Annotated in this window: 26 protein-coding genes; 8 read left to right on the top strand and 18 right to left on the bottom strand. The window is 68.6% G+C overall.

What is annotated here, in order from left to right; all coding sequences use genetic code 11:
• Positions 1-3 precede the first annotated feature (3 nt).
• Genes IE302_RS04175 through IE302_RS04140 form a run of 8 tightly spaced genes read right to left on the bottom strand, consistent with a single transcriptional unit; the run spans position 4 to position 6,898 of the window.
• Positions 4-666 (bottom strand): CIS tube protein, encoded by a 663-nt coding sequence (locus IE302_RS04175; protein WP_191251868.1) that lies wholly within the window; start codon positions 664-666, stop codon positions 4-6.
• Complete coding sequence (locus IE302_RS04170) at positions 663-851, bottom strand: putative phage tail protein (RefSeq protein WP_191251867.1); 189 nt, start codon at positions 849-851, stop codon at positions 663-665. The genes IE302_RS04175 and IE302_RS04170 overlap by 4 nt, the downstream gene beginning before the upstream one ends.
• Before the next feature lie 11 nt (positions 852-862).
• On the bottom strand, positions 863-1,363 hold the full coding sequence (locus IE302_RS04165; RefSeq protein ID WP_191251866.1) for a phage tail protein: 501 nt from the start codon (positions 1,361-1,363) through the stop codon (positions 863-865).
• Complete coding sequence (locus tag IE302_RS04160; protein WP_191251865.1) at positions 1,360-2,832, bottom strand: phage tail sheath family protein; 1,473 nt, start codon at positions 2,830-2,832, stop codon at positions 1,360-1,362. Before IE302_RS04160 ends, IE302_RS04165 begins: the two co-directional genes overlap by 4 nt.
• 10 nt (positions 2,833-2,842) lie before the next feature.
• Positions 2,843-3,301: a phage tail protein gene (locus IE302_RS04155; RefSeq protein WP_191251864.1), complete on the bottom strand. Its 459-nt coding sequence runs from the start codon at positions 3,299-3,301 to the stop codon at positions 2,843-2,845.
• Between the two features lie 16 nt (positions 3,302-3,317).
• Complete coding sequence (locus IE302_RS04150; RefSeq protein WP_191251863.1) at positions 3,318-5,585, bottom strand: phage tail sheath family protein; 2,268 nt, start codon at positions 5,583-5,585, stop codon at positions 3,318-3,320.
• A 15-nt stretch (positions 5,586-5,600) separates the two neighbouring features.
• A complete protein-coding gene (locus tag IE302_RS04145) occupies positions 5,601-6,329 on the bottom strand; it encodes a carboxypeptidase regulatory-like domain-containing protein (protein WP_191251862.1) in 729 nt (242 codons plus the stop codon).
• Positions 6,326-6,898, bottom strand: a complete 573-nt coding sequence (locus IE302_RS04140) for a Pvc16 family protein (protein WP_191251861.1) — start codon at positions 6,896-6,898, stop codon at positions 6,326-6,328. The genes IE302_RS04145 and IE302_RS04140 overlap by 4 nt, the downstream gene beginning before the upstream one ends.
• 179 nt (positions 6,899-7,077) lie before the next feature.
• Here IE302_RS04140 and IE302_RS04135 point away from each other — a divergent pair, with 179 nt between their 5' ends.
• Complete coding sequence (locus IE302_RS04135) at positions 7,078-7,284, top strand: hypothetical protein (protein ID WP_191251859.1); 207 nt, start codon at positions 7,078-7,080, stop codon at positions 7,282-7,284.
• Positions 7,285-7,398: 114 nt separating this feature from the next.
• A complete protein-coding gene (locus IE302_RS04130; RefSeq protein WP_191251857.1) occupies positions 7,399-8,124 on the top strand; it encodes an AfsR/SARP family transcriptional regulator in 726 nt (241 codons plus the stop codon).
• Positions 8,125-8,209: 85 nt separating this feature from the next.
• Here IE302_RS04130 and IE302_RS04125 read toward each other — a convergent pair whose 3' ends face one another.
• From IE302_RS04125 to IE302_RS04115, 3 genes are read right to left on the bottom strand one after another with little or no spacing between them, the layout of a single operon-like run.
• A complete protein-coding gene (locus IE302_RS04125; RefSeq protein ID WP_191251855.1) occupies positions 8,210-10,384 on the bottom strand; it encodes a xanthine dehydrogenase family protein molybdopterin-binding subunit in 2,175 nt (724 codons plus the stop codon).
• Positions 10,381-11,343 (bottom strand): FAD binding domain-containing protein, encoded by a 963-nt coding sequence (locus IE302_RS04120; RefSeq protein ID WP_191251853.1) that lies wholly within the window; start codon positions 11,341-11,343, stop codon positions 10,381-10,383. The genes IE302_RS04125 and IE302_RS04120 overlap by 4 nt, the downstream gene beginning before the upstream one ends.
• Complete coding sequence (locus IE302_RS04115) at positions 11,330-11,782, bottom strand: (2Fe-2S)-binding protein (RefSeq protein WP_191251851.1); 453 nt, start codon at positions 11,780-11,782, stop codon at positions 11,330-11,332. The genes IE302_RS04120 and IE302_RS04115 overlap by 14 nt, the downstream gene beginning before the upstream one ends.
• 224 nt (positions 11,783-12,006) lie before the next feature.
• Between IE302_RS04115 and IE302_RS04110 the strand changes: the two genes are divergently transcribed.
• The gene (locus IE302_RS04110) at positions 12,007-12,582 is read left to right on the top strand and encodes a TetR/AcrR family transcriptional regulator (RefSeq protein ID WP_191251849.1); all 576 of its coding nucleotides are present in this window, start codon (positions 12,007-12,009) and stop codon (positions 12,580-12,582) included.
• A gap of 1 nt (position 12,583) precedes the next feature.
• Here IE302_RS04110 and IE302_RS04105 read toward each other — a convergent pair whose 3' ends face one another.
• Positions 12,584-13,177, bottom strand: a complete 594-nt coding sequence (locus tag IE302_RS04105) for a TetR/AcrR family transcriptional regulator (protein ID WP_191251847.1) — start codon at positions 13,175-13,177, stop codon at positions 12,584-12,586.
• Positions 13,178-13,336: 159 nt separating this feature from the next.
• Here IE302_RS04105 and IE302_RS04100 point away from each other — a divergent pair, with 159 nt between their 5' ends.
• Together IE302_RS04100 and IE302_RS04095 are read left to right on the top strand one after the other, a co-directional pair.
• Positions 13,337-13,795 carry a nuclear transport factor 2 family protein gene (locus IE302_RS04100; RefSeq protein ID WP_191251845.1) on the top strand — a complete coding sequence of 153 codons (459 nt, stop codon included), beginning with the start codon at positions 13,337-13,339 and terminating at the stop codon, positions 13,793-13,795.
• An 18-nt stretch (positions 13,796-13,813) separates the two neighbouring features.
• On the top strand, positions 13,814-15,031 hold the full coding sequence (locus IE302_RS04095) for an epoxide hydrolase family protein (protein WP_191251843.1): 1,218 nt from the start codon (positions 13,814-13,816) through the stop codon (positions 15,029-15,031).
• A gap of 34 nt (positions 15,032-15,065) precedes the next feature.
• Here the strand turns inward: IE302_RS04095 and IE302_RS04090 are convergent, their stop codons facing one another.
• The 3 genes from IE302_RS04090 to IE302_RS04080 form a co-directional block, all read right to left on the bottom strand.
• Entirely contained in the window at positions 15,066-15,815 is a 750-nt protein-coding gene (locus tag IE302_RS04090; protein WP_308436837.1) for an oxidoreductase, read from the bottom strand.
• 63 nt (positions 15,816-15,878) lie between these two features.
• On the bottom strand, positions 15,879-18,038 hold the full coding sequence (locus IE302_RS04085) for a DUF6461 domain-containing protein (protein ID WP_191251841.1): 2,160 nt from the start codon (positions 18,036-18,038) through the stop codon (positions 15,879-15,881).
• 81 nt (positions 18,039-18,119) lie between these two features.
• Positions 18,120-18,710, bottom strand: coding sequence for an isochorismatase family protein (locus IE302_RS04080; RefSeq protein WP_191251839.1), 591 nt, complete (start codon positions 18,708-18,710; stop codon positions 18,120-18,122).
• Between the two features lie 120 nt (positions 18,711-18,830).
• Here IE302_RS04080 and IE302_RS04075 point away from each other — a divergent pair, with 120 nt between their 5' ends.
• Both IE302_RS04075 and IE302_RS04070 read left to right on the top strand, forming a co-directional pair.
• Entirely contained in the window at positions 18,831-19,799 is a 969-nt protein-coding gene (locus tag IE302_RS04075; RefSeq protein WP_191251836.1) for a GlxA family transcriptional regulator, read from the top strand.
• A gap of 238 nt (positions 19,800-20,037) precedes the next feature.
• A complete protein-coding gene (locus IE302_RS04070; protein WP_191251835.1) occupies positions 20,038-20,184 on the top strand; it encodes a hypothetical protein in 147 nt (48 codons plus the stop codon).
• 13 nt (positions 20,185-20,197) lie between these two features.
• Here IE302_RS04070 and IE302_RS04065 read toward each other — a convergent pair whose 3' ends face one another.
• A complete protein-coding gene (locus IE302_RS04065) occupies positions 20,198-20,563 on the bottom strand; it encodes an ArsR/SmtB family transcription factor (RefSeq protein ID WP_191251833.1) in 366 nt (121 codons plus the stop codon).
• Positions 20,564-20,843: 280 nt separating this feature from the next.
• Between IE302_RS04065 and IE302_RS04060 the strand changes: the two genes are divergently transcribed.
• Positions 20,844-21,515 (top strand): hypothetical protein, encoded by a 672-nt coding sequence (locus IE302_RS04060; protein ID WP_191251831.1) that lies wholly within the window; start codon positions 20,844-20,846, stop codon positions 21,513-21,515.
• 15 nt (positions 21,516-21,530) lie between these two features.
• On the opposite strand, the gene IE302_RS04055 is transcribed toward IE302_RS04060, so the two are convergent.
• Together IE302_RS04055 and IE302_RS04050 are read right to left on the bottom strand one after the other, a co-directional pair.
• On the bottom strand, positions 21,531-21,680 hold the full coding sequence (locus IE302_RS04055) for a hypothetical protein (protein WP_191251829.1): 150 nt from the start codon (positions 21,678-21,680) through the stop codon (positions 21,531-21,533).
• Between the two features lie 212 nt (positions 21,681-21,892).
• Positions 21,893-22,243 carry a beta/gamma crystallin domain-containing protein gene (locus IE302_RS04050; protein ID WP_191251827.1) on the bottom strand — a complete coding sequence of 117 codons (351 nt, stop codon included), beginning with the start codon at positions 22,241-22,243 and terminating at the stop codon, positions 21,893-21,895.
• Positions 22,244-22,398 lie beyond the last annotated feature (155 nt).

Here is a 22,398-nt window from a genome sequence, read left to right as displayed (position 1 = left end):
CGCTCACGGCAGCCGGGGCACGGTCAGCACCAGCCCCGGTCGCAGGTCCCGGGGATCGGAGATCCCGTTGGCACGCGCCAGTTCCCGCCACGCGTCCGGCCGTCGGTACACGGCGACGGAGATGCGGTCCCACGTGTCCCCCCGGCGTACCACGTAGCTCTTCTCCACCGTCGGCGACGAACGTGGCGGGTCCACGGCCTGGTCCTTCGCCAAGCGGTATTCCTTCAGCGTGATGTCCAGCTGTGCCCGCAGCGGCACGCCGTTCTTGGCGAACAGCACGTAGTTCACGTCCAGCTTCTCCAGCACGCCCTTGAACACGGGCCCGTTCCAGTGGAACCGGACGATCGGCGGCGCGTGCTCGGTGTTGTCGACCCGCATGAGGTCGCGGATCGCGTCCACATAGGCCGTCCGGACGTCGTTCAGCGTGTCCGAGGTGTCGACCAGGGCCTGGAGCGAGAGCGTTTCGGTTCCGCCGCGGATGAACTGGATCGGGGGCGTCTCCAGTCCGGGGATGGTGATCTCGGCGAAGGTGTTGCTCTTGCTCAGCTTGTACTCGGTCGGGTTGAACCGCAGCGGGATCACCTGGGGCGTCCGGTTGGGCGGACGGTCGATCTCCAGGTGTGCCTCGGCGCCCTGGCTCACCGCCGAGAACGGCGTGACACTCACCGGTGGCCTCCCGAATCCCCGAGCTTGCGGTCGTTGTCGCTGCGCTCGGCCCTCGCGCATTCGTCCTCGTACAGCCGTGCCCACGCCTGGATGTGCTTGTTGAATAGGCTCGTGAACACGCCTTTGTCGTCGCCTTCCACCTGGAACCGCACTTCGAGGTTGTGGATGATCAGGTTCTTGGGCACGCTCGTGTCTCCTAGAGGACGGCCGTCAGGCGTTCGTGGGCGATTTCCAAGGACTCGATGGCGACCGCGTTCTGTTCCGCGTGCAGATCCGGCCCGCTCCACTTGGCGGCCAACCCGCCGTGGAAGATCCAGGACTTCGCGGGGATCCCGGCTTCGTCGAGCATGATCAGCGCGCCGTCCCGGCGGGCGCCCAGGGAATCGTGCAGACCGGTCTCGTACCAGGACCACAGCAGTCGATCGCGCACCACGCCGCGTTTGAGGGTGATCGGGTTCCATGAGTGGCGCAGCGGGAGCCGGTGCACCGCGTCGTTGCGGCCGCCCTCCGGGTAGGTCACGACCTCCAGCTGCGCTCCCAGGCCGGTCACCTCCTGGAAGGCACCCGACGCCACCACCTGCAGCAGCAGTGCCTGCGCCGGCGGCAGGTACACGTCCGCCGGGGACAAGGTCACGATGAACCGGAACTTGGGCAGCGGCTCGTTCACCGCGAGCAGCTGGTCGGCCGGAGTCGTCACTGTTCGATCACCTCCAGTCCGCGGTCCTGACCGAGCACGAGCCGCAGCGCGATGAACTCCATGGGCACGGCCGGCGCCACCTCGATCTCGCACACGACCTGGCCGGGGTCCTGTTCAGGCGGGTTGGTGGTCTCGTCGCACACCACCCGGAACGCGTCCTCCGGCCGGCTGCCGGCGAGCGCTCCGGTCCGGAACGCCTCCAGCAGGACCGACGTGATCGCGCGGACGAGCGCCAGCCGCAGCTCCGGCGAGTTCACCTCGAACACCAGCGGAGCGGCGGCCCGCCGGATCGCCCGGACCAGGAGATGGAGCAACCGGCGATGGGCGACGTACCGGCGACGTGGATCGCCGGACAGCGTCCGCCCGCCCCACACCACCAGACCGCGACCGCGCAGGCAGCGCACCAGGTCGACGTTCGCCTCGAACAGCCGGACCTGCTGTGCTTCCGGGTACTCGACGTCGAGGTCGACGGCGTCCAGCAACGTGGCGTTCGCCGGGGTGTACGCGGCGCCGCGCTCGGCGTCGAGCCTCGCGACCAAACCCGCGACGTGCCCCGAAGCCGGGACGGTCCGCAACCCGGTGCCCGCGAGTTCCGGCGCGCGCAGCGGCGGGTGGTACACCGCCGCCGCCGCGAGCAGTACCTCGTCGCCCAGGCCTGTCAGCGCGTTCACCCATCCGGCGACCTCGTCCACTGTGGACAGATCCGGGGGCGCGTCGAGCAGTATAAGCCGGTCCAGCAGCGGCGCCACGACGCCCAGCAGGTCCAGCACGAGTACGCGGTGGTCGTCACCGGTCAGATCCGTACCGAGATCCGGCAGCGCCACCAGCGCCGGTTCCGGCAACTCTGCCTGCGCCGCCACCGCGGACGCGTAGTCGGCCCGCCCCGGCGGACTGTCGGTGCCACCGGTGAGCGTCAGCTCCCAGGACATCGAGATCGGCGCGTCCGGTGGGATCGGGTCCGCCGTGCCCACCGGTACCACCCGGATGAGCCGGGAAGCGGTGAGCCGGTCGGCGACCTCACCGGGAGCCATACCGGCGAAGGTCTCCGCGGGCTCCCCTGGCACGAGCACCCGCACGGTGACCGTCGGCAGGCCCGCCACGCTGCTCTTCCGGTACAGCACGGTGACCCGGCCGCCGTTCGCCCAGGAACCTGGACTCGCCGCCACCACGCGGAAGCTGTCCGTCCACAGTGCACTCGCGGTCGCGGACGGCCCCGCCACCCGCAGCACCCACGCCGTACGCCCCTGGTTCTCGAAGAACCCGCGCAGCGCGTACGGCGTCGCCGACGTGCCGTCCGGAGGTCCGAAAGTGCCCACGACGTCGTTCCAGCTCCCGACGCGGACGGGCACGCCGACCGGGCCACGCCGGGTGCGGCCGAGGAACACGGCCACGTCCGTGCGCAGCGGCTCGTCGTCGTCGGCCGCTCGCTCGAAGGTCAGGGAGACGCCGGGAAGCGCAGCGCTGGTCATCGGTGCCCGCTCATGCGTCGATCAGGAGGCTCTCGACGGCCAGTACGAGCGTCTCCATGGCGATCTCGTTCTTGGTCGCGTTGAACGACGGTCCGGTGTACTTCGTCGGCCAGGCCCGGTCGAAGTTCCAGCGCATGACCTCCTGGCGGTTCTCGTCGAGCATGATGATCGAACCGGACGTGCGCCGCACCTTGCCGTCGAGCGACTCCTTCACCCAGTTCCAGAAGCCGACGTGGCCGGTGACCCCGCGCTTCAACGTCAGCGCGCTCGGGAACTTCTTGAGCCCCACGAGCTTGCGGACCGTGATGTCCTCGCTGCCGGTGCGGTACTCGATCGGGGGCAACTCGACGTCCAGTCCGCTGACTTCGGTGAACGACCCGCTCACCGCGACGCCGTCGTCGCTGACGTTGGTCACGATGACGAGGAAGTTATACGCGGCATACGGGTCGTCCCGCGTCACTGGTGGCATTTCTTCTGCCTTTCAACTAGACGAGCTCGGGCTCGCGGGTCTTCTGCTGGATCCGGAAGATCACGAACTCCGCCGGGAACACGGGCGCCACCCCGATCACGCAGATGAGCCTGCCGTTGGCGATGTCGTCGTCGGTCATCGTGGAGCGGTCACAGCGCACGAAGAACGCTTCGTCCGCCGTGGCGCCGAAGAGCGCCCCGCTCCGCCAGACGGTGGTGAGGAAGTTCGTGACGGTCTGCCGCACCAGCGCCCACAGCGCCTCGTCGTTCGGCTCGAACACGACCCACTGCGTGCCCTCGTCGATCGACTCCTCCAGGAACAGGAACAGCCGCCGCACGTTGATGTACTTCCACGAGGAGTCCGACGACAGCGTGCGCGCGCCCCACACCCGCTGGCCCAGGTTCGGGAAGAACCGCAGGGCGTTGATCCCCTTGGGGTTCAACAGGTCCTGCTGCCGTTTGGCGACGTCCTGCGCGATCCCGCCAGGCGTCCGGATACCGCGGATGACCGCGTTGGCCGGCGCCTTGTGGACGCCGCGTTCCGTGTCGGTGCGGGCGTAGATCCCGGCCATGTGCCCCGACGGGGGCGCTTCGACGAACTGGTTGGTGGAAGGGTCGTTGACGACCAGCCACGGGTAGTACAGCGCGGCGTACTTGGTGTCGAACGGCTCACGGAACGTCTGGATGCCCTCGATGTCGAGGCCGTCCTTCGGATCGAGGACGGCGAACCGGTCCTTGAGCTGCTCGCAGTGCGTGACGAGCGCCGACTCGACGGTGCCGGACCACACACCGGGCACGGCGCAGATCGAGATCTCGTCGATGTCCTCCAGTGCGACGATGCCGGTGCGCTTGCCGCTGCCGCCGTCCGTGCCGACGAAGTCCCCGACCGTGAGGCCGCCGTACGCGTCGTCGCCGTCGTCGGCGAGGGGCAGCCAGGAACCCTTCCCGGGAGTGGGGAACTTGGCCGGATCGGTGCTGAGCCCGGTCAGCGTGGTCGCCAGAACCAGCTGCGACCGGCTCGCCAAGGTGCCGACCACGGTCCCGGGCCCGTCGCCGGTGAGGCGCAGGTTGCGGAACGTCTCGGTCACCGAACCACCGCCGGGGTCGGCGAATCGCGTGTCCACAGTGGACTCGATCAGCTGGAGCCTCGCCGTTTCGAAGACCAGGTCCGGCGTGTTCGCGTCGAAGGTGACGACGTCGTCGGACCCGATGCTCACGACGTGCAGAGGGGTCAGCTTGTCGCCCGTGTCGAGCTGGGTGACCGCACCGGCGTAGAGCCGGCTGGAGCCGCTGATCCGCAGCTCGCGGCCGGCACCGGCGCCGGCCCGGCGGACCCGGCGCACGGTGAGACCGGTCTTCCACGGCGCGTGCGCGGTACCGGCCGGGAAGGTGAGCGTCACCCGGCCGTTGGCGGGCTGCGCGACGGTGACCTTGAACCGCCGCTCGTTGATCAGGACCCACACGTCGTCCGGCAGCGGATCCGGGTCGAGCCCGGTCACCTCGTTGACCTCGATCGACACGGCGTCCTTGGCCGCGTCGGCGGCGAGCGCGGTGACGAACAACGGACCCTCGTTCGGGTCGGGCAGGACCGGGAGCGAGGCGCTGACCGCCGGCGAGATCCGGACCTGCGCCCCCTTGCCCCACGAACCGGGACTCGACGCGGAGAAACGCAGGCTCGGCGTGGCGTCCCGGGCACCCTTCTGGACGTAGTCCCCGCGCGCCGTCTTCACCTCGGCTTGCAGGCCGGTGTTGAGTACGACCCGCCCGGTGGTGACGTCGTAAGCGGTGATCTTGGCCGGGCCGATGGGGACGTTGTCGCTGCCGCGGAAGACGGTGATGTCGTCCGTGCCGGTGAATCCGACCAGGTGGCCCAGCTGCAGGGTGGTGGCCCCGGCCGCGGCGTCCTGGGTGATCGGGCTGACCAGGCCCGAGCCGAGGGTGCCGGAGGCGGCCTGCGCGCCGCGGCTGAAGACCCGCTTGACGTAGAGACGCTGACCGCCGTTGTCGAAGAAGCCCTTGACCGCCAACGGGAACAGCCACCAGCGGCCCCCTTCGGTCGGGTTCTCGGCCCAGGCGTCCCGGATCGCCGGTGGCGGCTCGGGCAGGAAACCGCCGAAAGTGGTCTGGAATTCGAGGAAGTTCGTGACCAGCTTCGGTTTCCCGGTGGTCGGGCCGCGCTGGGTGACCCCGACCATGCCCGCCGTGCTGGTGCTCACCCCCGCGATCGGCCGCGGCCCCGCGTCGACCTCTTCGACGTAGACGCCGGGGCTCAGGTACTCGGGCATGGCTTGGCTCCTTCTCTACTGCTCGACGATCTCGATGACGTGCCGCCGGTCGCGTCCGGAGGGCAGCCGGACGTCCAGCACCCCGATCCGACCCGGCCGTTCGGTGGCCTTGAGGTGGAAGATCTGCTCCGGAGGCGGTCCCGCGACCGGCTCGCCTTCCCACCGCAGGGAGAGCCGGAACGAGCCCGTCGGGTCGGTCAGGGTCCGCTCCAGCCACGGCGTCCTGTCCCTGCTCGTGAGGCCTCTCGCCTCCACCAGCGCGTTCGCCACCGGCACCCGGGTGACCTTGTCGACGACGACGCCGTACACCGTGCGGGTGCCCGGCCCGTACGGGAACGCGACGCTCGGCAGCAACCGGACCAGCCGCGGTTCGCTCTGGACGGCGGGCGGGGTGACGTCGTCGTACGGGTACGCGGTGAAGCCGACCCCGACCACGGCGGCGTCGAAGTTCTCCCCGTCCGCCGGATACAGCGGCGCGAGCCCGATGGCGGAAAACCGCACCCGGAACCGCTCCGGCCTGGCGCCCGGCCCCCGACGGCGGCCCAGCTGCGGGTAGGCGATCGCGGCGCTCGGGGTCCGGATCGACGGCGTGTCCTGGAGGACCCAGACGTTCTCGACCGGATCGAAGCGGTCCAGTTCGGTGGCCACGTCGGCGGACCGCATGCGCTGGGCGAACTCGTCGAACGGCACGAACCAGGCCGGGCTGTACAGGACGGAGGTCTCGACGGGGCGGAAGCGGGTCATGGCACCGGCGCCCCCGTGAGTTTCCGGCTCTGCACGAGCCGCAGATCCGAGACGTCGAGGGAGTCGAGGTTGACGACCCGGACCTCGTAGTTGAGGGACAGCCGGTACGGCTTCTGAATCGCGTACCAGATCCACGACTTCTGATCGAGGGTCAGCGGTGTCAACGTGAACTGCAGCGCTTCCGTGGTGCCCGCCATGCTGCCCGACAGTTCCTCGCCGGACCAGATCGCGTCGTCGTAGAAGACCTGGAGCGCTCGTCCGATCATCTGATGCTGGGTTTCCTGGCTGCCGCCCCACGGGGTGATCAGGTAGCGCAGCAGAAGTGCCATCGGCGGTTTGCGGCTCGTGGGCGCGGACGGTGGCAGCGACCGGACCGGTGGGCGATTGCGCGAGGTCGGGTCTTCCGCGATCTCGTACAGGAAGACCGTGAGTGTCGCCGTGGTCGGCTGGTTCTCGAGGTCGCTCAGAATCGCTGTCGGCGGATTGGTCGGGTCCAGGCTGCGCAGCGCGTCGTTCAACCGGTCCACGATGATCGTCGAAACGTCGGCGATGACACCGAAATCGCCCATACCGATCCTCCCCTGGCGCACCTGCGACGTGCCAGGGCGCAGCATCGCAGGGGTGCCGTGGCAGGTCCGCGATCCGCACGTCGCGCCGACGTCACCGAGGCGTCGCGGAGACGACGGTTGACGTGCCCGCACACACGGCGTCAACGCGGCGGTGACGTGTCTGCGCGCATCCTGCTCTCGTGAAGCCACCCGAGGAACGTTCCGGCAGCATGGTTCTCCGAGCGTGGCTGGAAGGCGGAAAGCCCGAAGCGCTACGGGTCCGGGTCATCTTCACGATCGGCACCGACGAGGCCAGATCGCTGGTGGTCACCTCACCGGAAGCGGTGCACGCGGCGGTGCAGAACTGGCTGGAAGACCTCGGAGCAGGCACGATGACGTTCTCGTAACGCCCTGTTGACGCCGCGGTCCGATAATTTCCCCGTAACGTTCCGCGTTCCTGGGGCGAATTGTCCCAACAGCGGGAACGATCCGACCGGCGCCGGGCAGAGGTTGGGGAACCGATGCGCACAGAAGCAGAACAGATCGTGACATTGCGCCTGCTCAAAGGTTTCGCGTTGATCGTCGGGGATGATCGGGTGACGCTGTCCTCCAGCGCGCAGCGATTACTCGCCTTCCTCGCTTTACAGGATCGGCCCCAGCCCCGGACCTTTGTGGCGCGTACGTTGTGGCCGGAAGCGCCGACGACGCGCGCCAACGCGAACCTGCGTTCTTCCCTGTGGCGCGCTTCGCGCACCGGACACCACGTCATCGACGCGTCAGTCCACGAAATGGCGTTGGTGGACAACATCATCGTCGACATTCACGACGCGGTCGCCCACGCGCACCGCCTCCTCGACGAGTCCTGCCGGTGCGACGACATCCTGACCCGGCAGACGCGCGACGACCTTTCCGCCGACCTGTTGCCCGAATGGTCGGACAACGAATGGGTGCTCATCGAGCAGGAGCAGTACCACCAGTTGCGGCTGTACGCCTTGGAGGCCATGGCGAAACGGCTCACGACCGCGGGCCGCTACGGCGAGGCCGTCGCCGCCGGGCTGGCCGCCGTGCGCGCCGAGCCGTTGCGGGAAAGCGCACATCAGGCGCTCATCGACGCGCACCTCGCCGCCGGCAACCGCGCGGCGGCACAGCACCAGTACCTGCAGTGCCGGCGGACCTTGCTGGAGGAACTGGGTCTCGAACCGTCCGAGGCGCTTCGTCACCTGCTGCCGCACATGACTTCGCGCTAACCTGCCCGTAAGTACATGATGGCCCCCTTCCTTGCGATAGGCGCAAGGAAGGGGGCCATCATGTACTTCGACAGGGCGCGAACGACTACGAGTCTTCGAGCAGATCCTCGATCATGATGGGGATGTGCCGCACCCGGATACCGGTGGCGTTGTGGACGGCGTTCGCGACGGCGGCCGCCATCCCGACGGTGCCGATCTCGCCGATGCCCTTCGCGCCGACCGGGTTGTGCAGCGTGTCCGGGTACTCGACGAAGTGGACGTCGACCTCGGGGATGTCCGCGTTCACCGGGATCAGGTAGCTCGCGAAGTCACCGTTGGCGAGCCTGCCGTTGCCCTCGATCTCCAGCCCCTCGTGCAGGGCGGCCGACACACCCCAGATCATGCCGCCGACGATCTGGCTGCGCGCCGCCGTCGGGTTGATGATCCGGCCCGCGTCGAACACCCCGAGCATGCGGGACACCCGGATCTCCCGGGTCCACTTGTGCACGCGTACTTCGCAGAACTGGGCACCGAACGAGCTGAACGAATGCTTCGACAGCTCTTCGCCCGGCGCCGACGAACCGGCCACCGACAGCGACGGGCGGTTCAGCGTCCGCAGCAGTTCGCCGAAGGTCATCGTCCGGCCTTCGGCGAACACCTTGCCGTCCGCGTAGGAGACGTCCATGCCTTCGAACGGCGCGCCTGGAGCGGATGCCAGCTTCAGCAGGTCGTCGATCGCCTTGGCGGCGGCGATCATGATGGCCGATCCCGCGCTCGCGGTCGCCGTCGAACCACCGGACATGCCACCGGGCGGAAGCGTCGAGTCACCGAGCTTCGGCACCACGCGATCGGGTGAGATGTCGAGCGATTCCCCGCCCACCAACGAAAGGACGGTCAGCAGGCCGGTTCCCGGGTCGGCCCCGCTGGTCCCGACGACGGCCGTGTCGTCGGGCAGCAGGGTGATCTCGATCGTGGCCGGGAACCGCAGCGCGGGGAACATGGCGGTGGCCGTGCCGATGCCCACGAGCCAGTCCCCGTCGGTCTTCCCTTGCGGTGAACGGTCCGCCCAGCCGAAGCGGGCCGCACCGATGCGGAAGCATTCGTCGAGGTGCTTGCTCGACCACTGAAGATCGTTGCCGGGCGGCGCGTTCGAGTTGTTCCGCTGCCGCAGCTCGATCGGGTCCATCTTCAGCGCCACGGCGAGTTCGTCGATCGCGCTTTCCAGCGCGAAGGAGCCGGGTGCCTCGCCCGGCGCCCGCATGAACGTCGTCGGCGGCACGTTCAGCGGCACCATCTTCTGGCTGATGGCCAGGTTCCGGGTCGCGTACCACTCGCGTGAGGTGCCATGCGACGTCGGCTCGACGAACGAGCGGTCCGCCGCCGTGCTGCACCAGGAATCGTGGCGCAGGGCGTTGAGGGTGCCGTCGTGCTCCGCGCCCAGCGCGATCTTCTGCACTGTCGCGGCACGGCCCGCCGTGGCGGTGAAGACCTGCTCCCGGCTGAGCGCGGCCTTGACCGGCCGGTCAAGGGCCCTCGCCGCCGCCGCGGCCAGGAACGCGGGCACGGAAGTACGGCCCTTGCCCCCGAACGCCCCGCCTACGAAGGGGTTCACCGCGTGCACCTCGGACGTTTTCACGTCCAGCGCCGTGGCCAGCTCCGCCGCTTGGATATCGGATCCCTGGTTGCCGCTGTGAATCGTCAGACCGTCGGGCCCCCACACCGCGACCGCGGAATGCGGTTCCATCGCGGCGTGGTGCTGGGTCGCGGTGCCGTAGGTGGCTTCGACGACCACCGGGCTCGCGGCCAGCGCGTCCTCGATGGACTCGACGCCGGGGGCGAGCACCGCGAGCGACGCCGGCACGCCCCTCGATGCCGGTGCTTCTTCGGCCGTGGCGAGGCCGTCCTCCAACGACGTCAGCGCGGGCCTGGTCCGATAGGTGACCTCGACCAGCATCGCCGCGTCGCGTGCCTGCTCGTAGGTCTCGGCCACGACGAAGCCGATCGGCTGGCCGTAGTAGGCGACTTCCTTGTCCTGCAGAGGAACCCAGGTCTCGCCCAGGAACGCCGTGGCCGGGGTGCGCAGTTCCAGCGGATCGAACGGCGAGTACACCCCGAGAACACCCGGCGCGCCTTTCGCCTCCGTGACGTCCATCGCCTCGATCTCGCCGTGCGCGATCGTACTGAGCACGACGTAGCCGTGGACCAATCCGGGGAAGGTGTGGTCCGCCCCGTACTCGGCCCGGCCGGTGACCTTCAGCGGCCCGTCCACCCGGCTGGTCATCGGCGGCTCCCCTCGGTCAGTTCCAGCAGCGCGCGGACGATGGTCCGGCGCAGCAGCGACGGTTTGAATCCGTTCGCGGACAACGGACGCGCGCCCTCGGTGGCCAGCGCCGCGGCCTCTTCGAAAGCGGAGACGGTCGCGGGCGCGCCGCGCAAGGCCTCCTCGACCGCGGGCAGCCGCCACGGCACGGTCGCGACGCCACCGGCCGCGACGCGGGCGTCGACGACGCGCGAGTCCTCGACGCGCAGCGCGACCGCGGCGGAGCACAGCGCGAACTCGTAGGACTGCCTGTCCCGCACCTTGACGTAAGTGGAGTTCGACGCCCAATCCAGCCGGGGAACGACGACCTCGGCGATGAGTTCACCGGGGCGCAGGTCGTTCTCCACGTCGGGGGTGTCGCCGGGCTGACGGTAGAAGGAGGCCAGCTCGACTGTCCTGGACCCGGTCTCGCTGACCAGCCGCAGCCGGGCGTCGAGCGCGACCAGCGCGACGGCCACGTCACTGGCGTGGGTCGCCACGCACGCATCACTCGTGCCCAGCACGGCGTGCATTCGGTTGGTGCCCGAAATCGCCGGGCAGCCGCTGCCGGGCACTCGCCGGTTGCACGGCATGGCGACGTCGCGGAAGTACGAGCAGCGCGTGCGCTGCATCAGGTTCCCGCCGATGCTGGCCATGTTCCTGATCTGCTGGGAGGCGCTGAGCAGCAGCGCCCGGGAGATCGCCGGGTACACGCCGGGGTGTCCGGCGATGTCGCTCATCCGCTCCAGCGCACCGAACCGCAGCCCGTCGGCGGTGTCGATCCCCCGCAACGGCACCGCGTTGATGTCCAAGACCTGCTGCGGGGTGAGAACGTTGAGTTTCATCAGGTCGACGAGCGTGGTCCCGCCCGCCAGGAACGTGCCTGGAGAGGTGACCGCGGCTTCGACGGTCTCGGGTGCGAGCAGCTCAAAGGGACGCATCGGCCCGCCTCGCCTGCTCGACCGCCGCGACGATGTTCGGATAGGCCGCACATCGGCAGAGGTTGCCGGACATGAACTCACGGACGTCCTCGACGTCCTGTTCGACGGCGGCGACCGCCGACATGATCTGCCCGGAAGTGCAGAATCCGCACTGAAGGGCGTCCTGATCGACGAAGGCCTGTTGGACCGGATGTAGTCCGTCCACTGTGGATAAGGCTTCGACGGTGGTCACCGGCTGTTTCACGGTGGCGGCCAAGGTGAGACAGGAGAGGACCGGGCGTCCGCCGACGTGCACCGTGCAGGCGCCGCACTGCCCCCGGTCACAGCCCTTCTTCGGGCCGGTGACGGCGAGCCGCTCCCGCAGCGTGTCCAGCAGTGTCACCCCGGGATCGACACTCAGCCGTTCCGTCCTGCCGTTGACTTCGAGTGAGATGTCCACAGAATCTCTTTCCGCCGGTCATCCGGGCCGAGGGCCCGACGGCGTGGGTCGATGTGGTGGGAGTCCGTTCGGAGGTTGAACCGGATATTCATCCGCTTCATTTTTCAAGCTAGCGGAACGCAATGCGCTCCGCAATGTCGGTGCCCACCCCTAGAGTCACTCCAGGTTCCGCGGGTTCCTCGGTTACATTCACCGGAGAGCGGGATCGGTGGACAGGAGGGACGATGAAGACGGGATCGGTGAATCCCCGGCGTGCGGACACCCGGCGCAACCACGAGCGTATCCTCGCCACCGCGGCGAAGTTCTTGGCCAGGTCGGGCGAGGTCTCGTTCAACGCCATCGCGAAACAGGCCGAAGTCGGCGTCGGCACGGTGTACCGGCATTTCCCGACCCCGGAGGCCCTCATCCTGGCGGTCTACGAGCGCGAGGTCCGCCAGCTCGTCGAGATCGTGCCGATCCTGCTCGGCAAGCACTCGCCCGAGCAGGCTTTCCGGACGTGGACGACCGACCACCTGGCGCACTACATGATGACCAAACGCGGCCTGGCCGACGCCCTGCGCGCCGTGACGAGCTCCCGCGGCGAACTGCCCGCAGGAGCCTACGAGGCAATGGTGGGCGCGGTCTCCACGTTGCTGAAAGCCAACGTCGACGCCGGCACCGTCCGCGCGGACCTGGAACCCGCGACCGTCCTGCGCGGTCTCGGCGGCCTGCTGTACCTCGACCCGGACGGCGAGTGGCGACGCGACGTCGCGAGCCTGCTCGACCTGCTGTGGCGCGGGATGGGCACCGAGCGGTCCTGATTCACACCGGCGCGCCGGCGCCCAAGTAGTCCAGGTACAGGTCCAGCGCGGCTTCGAGATGATCCGCGGATCCGGTGGACATCAGGATCGTGACCCCGCCCTGGATCGCGGCGATCACCGCGGCCGAGGCACGGACCGGGTCGATGCCGGGGCCGATCGACCCGTTCGCCCGCATCTCTTCGATGCCCGCCTGGACCTGCCGCTGCCACTGTTCCAGCAGTTGCCTCGTCACCGCCTGCGCGGCCGGTGTGTGCCTGCCGATTTCGGTGATCAGCACCCCGAGTGGACAGTGCACACCCTGTCGCCGGTATCGCTCGACCACCACGTCACGCCAGTCGTGCCACGCCTGCCACGAGGTCAGCTGCCCGAGATACGGCTGCTGATCCTCGATCACCTGGCCTGCCTCCCACTCGGCCACGGCCATCAGCAGCTGCTCCTTGCCGTCCGGGAAGTAGTGGAAGAGCTGGCTTTTGCCCGTTCCGCTGCGGCGGCAGATGTCGTCGAGGGTCGCCGCGCCGACACCGCGTTCGCGGATCTCCTCCGCCGCGGCGTCGATGATCCGCTGCCGCGTCGCGGCACCCTTCCTCGTGAGCACCAAGACCTCCCGAATGTCCTTGCCGGTCCAGTCACGATAGGCCCGGAAAAATGTACCGGCAAGTACAGAAAAGCGGGACGCAGATTGTACTTGCCGGTACATTTTATTCTCTGCATCCTCGGCTGAGCCGAGCAAGTTCCGACTACCGAAGGAAAACCGATGCAGGACCTCGCCAGACTGGTGGCGACCGAGGACGTGCGACGCGTGATGGCCCGCTACGTCTACCGCGCGGATCATCATCGATGGGACGATCTCGCGGCCCTGTTCACCGCCGACGCCCCGTTCGTGGCCTCCACAGTGGACGGATCCGTTCAAGCGCGGATGACGGGTCGCGACGACATCGCCGCACAGCTCAAATCACGCAACCATCCGGATTCCGTCCTGGTGCATCACCTGTACTCCAGCGAGATCGACATCGAGTCGGACGATTCGGCGGTCGGCGTCTGGGCGATGGAGGACATCATCGCCAGGCCCGCGAGCACGCGTTCCGGCGCCGAGGGCGAACCCGGCGGTATGCACGGGTACGGCCATTACCGGGTGCGGTTCACCCGGCTGGACGGTCGCTGGCTCATCGCGGAACTCCGCATCACCAGGCTCCGCCTGGACTGGACCTACTGACACCAAGGAGAAACGACCATGACAGGCACTCTCGAACCGTTCACCATCAACGTCGAACAGGACGTCCTCGACGACCTCCGATCCCGGCTGAAGGCGACCCGGTTCGCACCCGATCTCGACAACGAAGACGAGGCCTTCGGGCTGAGTACGGCCTACCTCAAGCCCATCGTCGAGTACTGGGCCGACGGCTTCGACTGGCGGGCCGTCGAAGCCCGCTTGAACAGCTACTCACACCACCGTGTCGACGTCGACGGGACCCCGGTGCACTTCATCCGCGAGCCAGGCAAGGGGCCCGCGCCCATCCCGTTGCTGCTCATGCACGGCTGGCCGTGGACCTTCTGGGACTGGAGCAAGGTGATCCGTCCGCTCGCCGATCCCGGCGCGTACGGCGGCGACCCGGCGGACGCCTTCGACGTCATCGTCCCCTCGCTGCCCGGATTCGCGTTCTCCACCCCGCTGACCAACGGCAAGGAGAACTTCGTCAGCATGGCCGACCGGTTCCACACCCTGATGACCGACGTACTCGGCCATCGGCGTTTCGGAGTCGGCGCGGCCGACTACGGCGCACTGGTCGGGGCGCAGCTCGGCCACAAGTACGCCGACTCGCTCCATGGCATTCACCTCGGCAACGAGATGCTGCTGACGATCTTCCAGGGCGACCGCCCTTGGGACCTGACCGGCGGCGCGCCGATCGACGACCTGCCCGCCGGGGCGCGTGCGGACATGGTCAACTTCGTGAACACCTACGTGTCCCATGTCGCGGTGCACATGCTCGACGGCCAGACGATCACGCACGGGCTCAACGATTCCCCGATCGGGATGCTCGCCTGGGTCCTGAAGCGCTGGAAGAAGTGGAGCGACCAGAACGGGGTGTTCGAGGACTCCTATCCGGTGGACCACATCCTCACCAACGCGACGATCTACTGGGTCAACCAAGCCATCGGCTCGTCGATCCGCGCCTACAAGAACGTCAACCGCCACCCGTGGCAACCGTCGCACGACCGGACGCCGGCAGTGGAGGCCCCCACCGGTTTCACCTTCCATCTCGGCGACGCGGCGCCTCCGGGAGCCCACGACCGCGAGCAGCGGGTCGCCGCCTTCAAGGAAGCGGCCGGCCACTTCTACGCCGACGTCCGCCAGGTGAACGTCCATGAGAAGGGCGGCCACTTCGGTCCGTGGGAGAACCCGGAAGCGTGGATCGACGACCTGCGCGCCACGTTCCGCCCCCTTCGCTGAGGGAAGCCGGTCCGGCCGCCCGTCGTCCTGGCACTCACGCGGCGCTCCTCGTGGACAGCCAAGCACGGTAGCCGCGCAACGCGTTCCGCTGCTGACGTCGCTCACAGAGGAGCGACCAAGCCGGGTGCGACCAGGTCACCAGGCGCGGGTTTCGCGCGGCCTCACCGCCACGCCGCCAGCGGTCCGGCAGATCCGGGGTGACGGCGAGCGCGGTCCCCATCCCCGCCATGGCGACGCCGCCGTCGAGGACTCGTTCGGCGGTGTCGCGGCGGGTGATGCCACCGGTCAGCATCAACGGCAGCGGGCTCGTCTTCACCAGATCCCTGGCCAGATCGAGAAAGTAGGCTTCACGGGCCTGGGTGCGCGCGTCCGCGGGGCGACCGGACATCGCCAGGCTCTCGTAGCTGCCGCCGGAAAGCTCGACCAGGTCGACACCGAGCGGCTCCAGCATCGCGATCACCTCGCGGGCGTCGTCCGTGTCGAATCCACCGCGCTGGAAGTCGGCGGAGTTGAGCTTCACCGCGACAGCGAACGACGGCGAGACGGTCTCGCGAACGGCACGCACCACGTCCAGCAGCATCCGGGCACGGTTCGGCAGCGAGCCGCCCCACTGGTCCTCACGCCGGTTGACCAGCGGCGAGAGGAACTGCGAGAGCAGGTAACCGTGCGCGGCGTGGATCTCCACGCCGGCGGGACCGGTCAGCGCCTCGGCGCGCACCATGACGTTCCCCGTGGTCAGCAGCCCGGTGCCGCCCTGGCCCCAGCGCCGGTACAGCTCCAGCAAGGATCGGGCGATGTGTGCACTGTAAACATCGGGCGACGGTGATCCGTGTCGCAAGGCAGGCGACTACTCGCGGCACACTCGCCGGGCGTGATCCAGCAGGCTCTCCCCCGCCGGCCCGGCCGCGTACCGCGCCGCCGACAGCGCGTTGATCGCGGCGGCCAGCGGGTCCGGATTGGTGGCGCCGCGGATCGCCTCCCAGAGCCAGGCGTGTTCCCGATCCGCTCGCAGTTGAGAACGCCGGGCCAGGAGCTCGGCCGCCGGGCTCAGGCGGCGCTCCGCCAGCGCGGCGGCGACGACGGCGTCCGCGGCGACACCGGTGTTCTCGGCCACCGCGGACGCCGCCCGCCAGGCCAGGTCCCGCAACGTTTCCCCGGGAACGAAGGCCAGCCGATCGGTGTCGGCGTCCAACGGGCCGTTCCCGGGGAACGCACGCGAACCATCGGGGTTCCGCGCCTCCGGATACAGCTCGGGCAGGTGCGGGAGAATCCGATAGCCGACGGCCTCCTCGCTCATCCGCTGAACGTCCTCCTCTCGCAACCGGTATCCGCCGTAGCGCTCGATGGCGACGAGACCTTTCTCCAGCCTGTCGCGGTAGCCGTCGAAATCGAGGCCGGACAAGGCTTCGTTCACTTCGCCGTCCTCGATCTCGCCCGCGCAGCCGAGTTCGAACGACGCGAGGACCTTCCCGTTGTCGGCGAAGGAAAGCGCGGTCAACGCGTCGATACTCCAGAACAGGCTCGCCGTCCGGCCCACCTCCGACAACGACTTCAGCACCGGAGGGCACGACCCCTGGAAGCCGTTGAACTCGACGGCGAGCACCCCGCCCTCGACCGCCAGCACGGAAACCCACGGGTCGAGGTCGAGATCCTGCGAGAGCTCCTCGGCGACTTCCGGCTCGGCGGGGTCCGCGCCGAACGCGCGGAGCACCTCCTCGGGGCTGGCTCCCCTGACCATCGTGACCGTCGCCGCATCGCCGAGCGCGCTCTCGTCGATCCACCGGTAGCCGGCTTCCGGCGGCGGCTCGATGTCGGGAACCGGCTCACCTCGGACGGCGTAACCGAGCCTGTCACCGCGTTTGTGGACGACGTCCGGGCCATGAGGTGCCTGCCACAGCACGAGTTCGTAGCGCTCGCCCGCCTCGCCGTCTCTGCCGATCGCATGCACCCGGACCCGGAAATCGCCCGGCCACGGCGGTGTTCTCGAACCGTGCGGGCTGCCTTCGCCGAAAGTGGCGTCGCCTCGCTCGGCCCGCCAGGAGATCTCGACGACCTCGTCCCACCAGCCGAGGTTCACCTCGTCCGGCGGCTCTTCGAGGATCAGTATCGAAACTCCCAGCTGACCTTCGCCGAGGCCGGTCCGCACGGCGATGCCACCCGGGACCGCGACGGCCAGGCCGTTCCCGCTGAAGTCGGTCTCGCCGAGAGCGGCACCCTCGACCAGGGTGAATCGGTGCTCGCGTACCTCCACCGAACACGACGCCGAAGCCGGCAGGACGTACTCGGCCCGGCGTTTTTCCAGCAGGGCGGCCGCGTACCCGGCCGGCATCGGAATCTCGCTCAACAGAGCCGAAACCGCGCCCAGTGCGACACCGACGACCGCCGCGGAGGTACCCGCGAGCAACGGAGCTTCCACTCGCCGCAGAACCAGTACGGCGACCGCGACCGCCAAGGCGAGATGCGCGGCTCCGTGCTCCGCAGCCAGTTCCGCCTCACCGGTGGATTCCGGCGCCACCGCCAGCAACGGAGCCAGGGTCTCCCGCTCGGCGACGTCCGCGACCAACCTCATGACCAGTTCGGAGACACCAGGCCGCAGCTGATCGAGCAGACGCACCGCGGTGACGGTCTCGGCGTTCTGCCCGCCCACCATCGCGAAGCCGAAGCTCTCCGGCGTCGCGTCGGGTCCCGGAACCGCAGCCTTGACCTCATCGGGAATGGCCACCGTCAGCCCGTCCAAGGTCAGTTCGAGGGCGCCGAGCAGACGTTCGGAAAGGCCGTCACCGAGCGACCGCAACCGGCTGAACACCACCGACTCGGCAGCGTCCATCACCGAGTGCTTGCCGGCGACGAGACCGAACATGTCCGGTCTCGCTTCCGGCGCGCCCAGTCTGCCGAGCGCTATCGCCGGGCCACGCGGAATTCGTCCGCGCAGCAACGGAATCAGGTCCTCGGCCACCGGCACGAGCGCGTCCACCAGACCCGTCGGTGCCTTCCCTTGTCCCTCCATCGGTCCTCCCCACGTTTCGACGACGCGGGCACGCTAGCGGGTCCCTCCGACAGATTTCAGGATTCTTCGACAGGACAGCGCCTAGCCGAGTTCCGCCGTGGACGGGACGACGACGGCGTAGAGATCACCGATGGTGGCAAGGGCGGCACGGTGCTGCTCCGCGGCGGCCACCGGCCCGGCTACGGACGGGAGTGCGCGTGTGGCGCAGGCGCCGGCCACCACCGTCGGCGCGTTTCCGCGCAGAAACGCGCCTTCGGCGGTGAAGGTGACGCACATGTGGGTCATGAATCCGGCCACGACGACGTCCTGGTGTCCGGCGGCGTCGACCAGTTCGCCCAGCCGGGTGCCGACGAACGAGTTCGGCGCGGTCTTCACCACGACCTCTTCACCCGGGGCGGGGGCGACGCGTTCGTGGATGCGGCCGACGTCCTCCTTGAGGTCGTACGGGCTGCCCTCGCCACCGTCGTGCATCACATGGATGACCGTCGCGCCCTCGGCCCGTGCGCGCGCCAGCAAGGTGGCGGCCTCGTCGAGCGCGGCTTCCCAGCCGTCGAGTTCCATCACGCCGCGGGTGTAGGTGTTCTGGTAGTCGACGAGGATCACCGTCGCGTCCGAGAGCGCCGCTGGAGTCGTCGGCAGGGTGCTGATTTCGCGGAGAGTGGTGCTGGTCATCGTGTTTCCTTCGCTTTCCGTAGGTACGGCTACCATGATGGCTGACCCGATCCGATACTGAGATACGGATTCGGGTCAGCCGTGGTCGAGATCGGCCGACATCCGCGAGAAGAGAGATCGATGAGCGCTCCGCATGTGGCCGTCCTGGCGTTCGAGGGGATCAGCCCGTTCCATCTCGCCGTGCCGTCACTGGTATGGGGCCCGGAATCCCCGGCCGGCGACATGGAGCCGTGGCCGATCACGGTCGTCGCCCTGGAGCCGGGCCGCCTGACCACGAGCGCCGGCTACGCCATCGACGTCTCCGCGGGCCTCGACGCGCTCGCGGAGGCCGACATCGTCGTCGTGCCGTGGTGGTCCGCACCGGAGACCCCGACGCCCGACCCGGTCTCCGCCGCGTTGCGGACCGCGCACGAACGCGGAGCACTCGTCGTCGGGCTCTGCCTGGGAGTCTTCGCCCTCGCGGACGCCGGCATCCTCGACGGTCGCGCCGCGACCACCCACTGGAAATGGGGCGAAACGTTCCGGAAGCGATTCCCCTCCGTCGAACTACGTCCCGAAGAGCTGTACGTCGACGAAGGCGACGTCGTGACCGGCGCAGGCGCGACCGCCGGGATCGACACCTGCCTCCACCTGCTCGCCCGCACGGCCGGTCAGGTCGTCGCCAACCGCGTCGCCCGCCGGATCGTCGCCGCGCCACACCGTCCCGGCGGGCAGGCGCAGTTCATCGAACTCCCGGTACCCGCTCCGGACGCGGATCCGCTCACCGAGGTGCTGAACTGGGCACAGGCCCATCCGGCCGCACCGCACAGCATCGACGGACTCGCCGCCCGGACCCATATGAGCCGGAGCACCTTCACCCGCGCCTTCCGCGCCAGGACCGGCACCACCGTCCACCATTGGCTTGTCACACAACGCCTCGCGCACGCCCGGCACCTCCTCGAAACGACCGCGCTCGGCGTCGACGCCATCGCCGCCCAGTCCGGGTTCGGCACTCCCGCGCGACTGCGCGAGCACTTCGCCGCCGCGTTGGGCACCACGCCGACCCGCTACCGGGTCGAGTTCGCCGGCCCGATGTCTCACGCGCCCTGAGCTGACGGAAATCCTTTTCCAGCTCCAAGCTGACTGGAACCGCTATTTCCGCAAAACGGACGGCGGCGTGTCCGAAAAGAGGCAGGACAGCACGGAGTCCCTTACTTGATTTCACGTGAGTGAATAGCTCACCCCCGAGGGTGAGCTCTATCGAGTGCATTGCCCGGCGGGACTGGATCCGGGAACCGCTCCAGGGCAAGATGACCGGGCACGACGTACCGTCAAGACGGAGGACCATGTGGAGCTGTGCGGAACCCCCATCTTCGACTCGCTGGTCGAGGAAACGAGGAGGGCGGCCGCTCGGAGCGGCGACGGCGACTCCGAATTGACCGAGCAGCACACCGATGCCGGCCAGGGAATCGACGACGATCGCACCCCGCGGTAATCCGAATGATTTCTCATCCCGTTTCCGGAGAATTCCCGTCATCGGGAACAGCGGCGGAATTCTGCAGATCGTCGAGCAATTCCATCTGGCCGGTGATCACACTGGTGAGAATTCCGCGCGCGACGGCGAGCAGCTCGGCGACCGACGGGCTGGTCAGTGAGTAGGACACTGTCGTGCCGTCCTTGCGGGGCACCACCAGCTTCGCCCGGCGCAGCACCGCGAGTTGCTGGGACAGGTTGGCGGGCTCGATCCCGAGGTCGGCGAGCAGTTCCGAGACGTGATGGTCCCGCTCGCTGAGGAGCTCCAGCACGCGGATCCGGACGGGATGCCCCAGCGTCTTGAAGAATTCCGCCTTCACTTGATACAGGGGTCTGCTCATCGGTCACCCTCCGCCGCACAGGGAGGGATCGATCCGGCCGTCCGCATGAGAACAATCGTGCCCGACCACGACGCTCGCGAAACAACACCCCGCGCGGAACGGCCGCGACCGCACCCGATCAGGGCATAACCAGCGTTTTCTTCAACCCCAGCACACACCTATAAATTGCATACTTATGCAAGTTTGCACACCACGAGAAGGTGAGAACACCAGTGAGCCACGGCATGCGTGATTCCGCGAGCCCCTCGTCGACCTCCCGGCCCGCTACGAGGAGCCGGCGGTGACGACACGCCGCTCCGCCTCGGCCGCCGCCACCCGGGCCCATCAGGTGCTCGCCGCGCACGCGGCGGAATTGGCCGATCTCGCCGTGAACGCCGTACGAGCGGACACGAAGGCAGGGCAGGATACGCAGGCCGCCGCGGACCGGCCCGACCTGATCAGGATGGCACAGCAGATCCTCGACGCGGCCGTGGTCGCCGCGAGGGTCGACGGGAAGACCTGGCAGGAGATCGCGGGCGCGCTCGACGGGGCGACTCCACAGTCCGCGCGGAACAGGTACTGGCCCGCGGTCGCGCGGTTCCGCGCGGATCCGTTCCCTTCACAGGACGCCCGTCGCGAAGGTGTGCCGGGACATACGAGGCAGACGTCTTTCCGTCTCCGACGGCTACCGGCCCCGGAGCGGCAACCCGACACCCCCGTCGAGTCCGCAGCGGCCGCGTCTCCCCCGCCGTCCGGGCATCTCGCCCTCGTCGCGATCCCCGCGGAGCGGAGCGACACCGGACCGGCGACCGCGCACACCCGCCTGAAGATCGCGGAAAGGCTGGTCGCGGCCTACGAGCGGATCGCCGCCAACGACAGGCAGCCTCCGCAATGGATCCTCGACGGACTGGCCCACGCCCGCCGCACCGCCTCGGAACTCCGCGCCGACATCGCGGGCAGATCTGCCGAGTGACTCGGCGAAGAGAGGCTACGCCGTGGTCGCGAGACCGGGTTCACGCTCGCGGTCGTGCTCGTCTTCGGCCTGCGTCCGCGCCACCATCCTCGCGACCAGGTCAAAGATCGGCGTCGCTTCCTGCGGGAAGGTGACGCTCTGCTGGTTCGCGCTCTCGGCGATCATGAACTGCTGCTCCTCAAGAGTGACGGCTGCTGCGACCGTTCACTCTAACGGCCGCGTCGTGATGACGGGGCGTATTCGAGATTTTGGTCGAACTTTCCCGCCGCCGCGGCACTCAGGTCGAGGTCAGCCTCCGGCAACCACATCGCACGCCGATGGCCGGGCGGCGACCACACCGCCCCGGCCATCGGTCGTGTCAGGAGTTCAGACGAGCGTCACCAGATGCGCACCTCGTACACGCGCACGGTGCCGGAGAAGCCCACACCCTGCCAGTATCCGAGCGTCGACGACTCGTACCGGCCGTTGCGCTCGTAGTTGACGGTCACCTTGTTGTTGCCCGAGAAGACGTTGTAGACGCCGCCGATGTTCGTGCCGGTGACACCGGCGTTGGCGAAGCACTTGTTGGTCCCCATCCCGTTTCCGAACGAGATGTCCAGCTTCACGAAGTCGTCCCTGTTGCCGCAGGCGACCTCACCGATGGCGAAGGCAGGGCTGGCCGGGATCGCGACGAGCAGGCCGAGGGCGGCCGCACCGACGACCGAAAGCCTCTTGAGACTCTTCCGCATGGTGGCTGGATTTCCTTCCTCGCATGGATGATCGCCCGTTAACTCACTGGGCACGAGCGAGCGTATCCACGCTGGAACGACAAGGAACGGAAAGTCCGCGACGCTGCCTGTTGCACGCCCCGACAGTGACCGAAAAGGCAGGAAGGTGCCGAAGG

This window comes from Amycolatopsis oliviviridis, from assembly GCF_014654365.1.
GTDB classification, from domain to species: domain Bacteria; phylum Actinomycetota; class Actinomycetes; order Mycobacteriales; family Pseudonocardiaceae; genus Amycolatopsis; species Amycolatopsis oliviviridis.
This window is presented reverse-complemented; position numbering and strand designations above follow the sequence as displayed.

Excerpts from the sequence above, each read along its gene's own strand:
- IE302_RS04130 (WP_191251857.1), top strand. The coding sequence starts at position 7,399 with ATGCGCACAGAAGCAGAACAGATCGTGACATTGCGCCTGCTCAAAGGT.
- IE302_RS04125 (WP_191251855.1), bottom strand. The coding sequence starts at position 10,384 with ATGACCAGCCGGGTGGACGGGCCGCTGAAGGTCACCGGCCGGGCCGAG.
- IE302_RS04155 (WP_191251864.1), bottom strand. The coding sequence starts at position 3,301 with ATGCCACCAGTGACGCGGGACGACCCGTATGCCGCGTATAACTTCCTC.
- IE302_RS04085 (WP_191251841.1), bottom strand. The coding sequence starts at position 18,038 with ATGGAGGGACAAGGGAAGGCACCGACGGGTCTGGTGGACGCGCTCGTG.
- IE302_RS04055 (WP_191251829.1), bottom strand. The coding sequence starts at position 21,680 with ATGATCGCCGAGAGCGCGAACCAGCAGAGCGTCACCTTCCCGCAGGAA.
- IE302_RS04100 (WP_191251845.1), top strand. The coding sequence starts at position 13,337 with ATGCAGGACCTCGCCAGACTGGTGGCGACCGAGGACGTGCGACGCGTG.
- IE302_RS04050 (WP_191251827.1), bottom strand. The coding sequence starts at position 22,243 with ATGCGGAAGAGTCTCAAGAGGCTTTCGGTCGTCGGTGCGGCCGCCCTC.
- IE302_RS04160 (WP_191251865.1), bottom strand. The coding sequence starts at position 2,832 with ATGACCAGCGCTGCGCTTCCCGGCGTCTCCCTGACCTTCGAGCGAGCG.
- IE302_RS04095 (WP_191251843.1), top strand. The coding sequence starts at position 13,814 with ATGACAGGCACTCTCGAACCGTTCACCATCAACGTCGAACAGGACGTC.
- IE302_RS04065 (WP_191251833.1), bottom strand. The coding sequence starts at position 20,563 with ATGAGCAGACCCCTGTATCAAGTGAAGGCGGAATTCTTCAAGACGCTG.
- IE302_RS04120 (WP_191251853.1), bottom strand. The coding sequence starts at position 11,343 with ATGCGTCCCTTTGAGCTGCTCGCACCCGAGACCGTCGAAGCCGCGGTC.
- IE302_RS04075 (WP_191251836.1), top strand. The coding sequence starts at position 18,831 with ATGAGCGCTCCGCATGTGGCCGTCCTGGCGTTCGAGGGGATCAGCCCG.
- IE302_RS04080 (WP_191251839.1), bottom strand. The coding sequence starts at position 18,710 with ATGACCAGCACCACTCTCCGCGAAATCAGCACCCTGCCGACGACTCCA.
- IE302_RS04140 (WP_191251861.1), bottom strand. The coding sequence starts at position 6,898 with ATGGGCGATTTCGGTGTCATCGCCGACGTTTCGACGATCATCGTGGAC.
- IE302_RS04145 (WP_191251862.1), bottom strand. The coding sequence starts at position 6,329 with ATGACCCGCTTCCGCCCCGTCGAGACCTCCGTCCTGTACAGCCCGGCC.
- IE302_RS04150 (WP_191251863.1), bottom strand. The coding sequence starts at position 5,585 with ATGCCCGAGTACCTGAGCCCCGGCGTCTACGTCGAAGAGGTCGACGCG.
- IE302_RS04110 (WP_191251849.1), top strand. The coding sequence starts at position 12,007 with ATGAAGACGGGATCGGTGAATCCCCGGCGTGCGGACACCCGGCGCAAC.